The organism is Viridibacillus soli (assembly GCF_016612995.1).
GTDB lineage: Bacteria > Bacillota > Bacilli > Bacillales_A > Planococcaceae > Viridibacillus > Viridibacillus soli.
This window is the reverse complement of sequence record NZ_JAEOAH010000088.1, coordinates 1-1358: the sequence shown is the minus strand read 5'-3', so window position 1 is coordinate 1358 and position 1358 is coordinate 1. Positions and strand designations below refer to the sequence as shown.

1 protein-coding gene is annotated in these 1358 nt (G+C 32.5%); it reads right to left on the bottom strand.

What is annotated here, in order from left to right; all coding sequences use genetic code 11:
* Positions 1–1358: condensation domain-containing protein (locus tag JFL43_RS22105; protein ID WP_234447966.1), on the bottom strand; the 1358-nt coding region annotated here is incomplete at both ends.

Below are 1358 nucleotides of genomic sequence, written 5' to 3'. Positions count from 1 at the left end.
TGTAATGTTGTGAAAGGAATACCTTCATCTGTATCATTAAAAGTCTCAATTAACTCTTTTTCGTCTTCACTTACCTCTAAGTAATATTCTTTATCACCTTCAATATATGAATGCAAAATACCACAATATTGCTCAAACATTGTAGATATAATTTTCTGTTCAAACAACTCCTCAACATAATCCCAAATCAAACGTAAACATCCATTATCTTCAAACACTTGATGGTCAATATACACTTGAGATGTTTGACCCGCACCCATTTTAATTTCACCTATTTCATACCAACCGACTTCTTCATTTTCTTTGTTACCCAGTAAAATACTAGTGAAAACAACAGGCATTACTGCACGATTACCAAAATTACGCTCTTTTGATAATTCACGGATAAATTCAATACCGTCATAATGTCTATGTTCTAATGTTTCCAACAAACGGTTTTGAATAGCCTTTGCTCTATCCCAAAAAGTACTATTTTGCTTTGATTCAATATCTAATAAAACAACAGATGTAAAATCACCAATAATGCTATTAACATCTTTATGGAATGGTAATCTATTAAAGACTGTTAAGTTAACTGCCAAATGTGATTGATTACTCCAAAAAGATAAAACATCTGCATATGCTGCGCATAACAAGGCCGATGGTGTAACATTATGTTCATGTGCTTTTTTCTTCAATTTATCCCACTCATCTTTAGAAAATTCTTTCTCAAAACGACTAAAATGAGGTGAACTAATGTTAATAGGATCCTCTTTTAATGGAACAGCTGGAGCATTAGGAAATTCAGAAAGTTGATTTAACCAATATTCTTTATCTTGAGCATACGTGTCTGTATTTTTAAAATCGTTTAATGCCACGATATAGTCTCGGAACGTGCTATCCATTTTTGGTGGTTGCCAATTTGGATTATTATAGAAATTAACTAATAGTTTCCCAATCAGCTGTATACTTGCACCATCTGCAATTAACATGTCATAACTTACAAATAGATAATACACATCTTTAGATAATTTAAATGCTTTATATTCAAATAATGGCCATTGATCTGTTTGGAAGATATGATGGGACATACGTTCCCGCTCTTTTATGATACATTGTTGCTGCTCCTCATCACTTAAATGGACAAGATCACGAACAACAATTTGATATTCTGGTACGTTCTCTAAAATCTTTTGCTCACCTGTAGGTAAAACAACAGCACACATCATTGGTTGATATTCAATCAATTTCTGTAGTGCATTATTTAAAACTTTTATATCCATTCTAGTTTCAATTTCAGCATATCCATGTGTTGAAACTCCACCCATTTCAAAATGATCTTCTCGCCCCATTAAATATGCCATTTGAACATCCGTTAG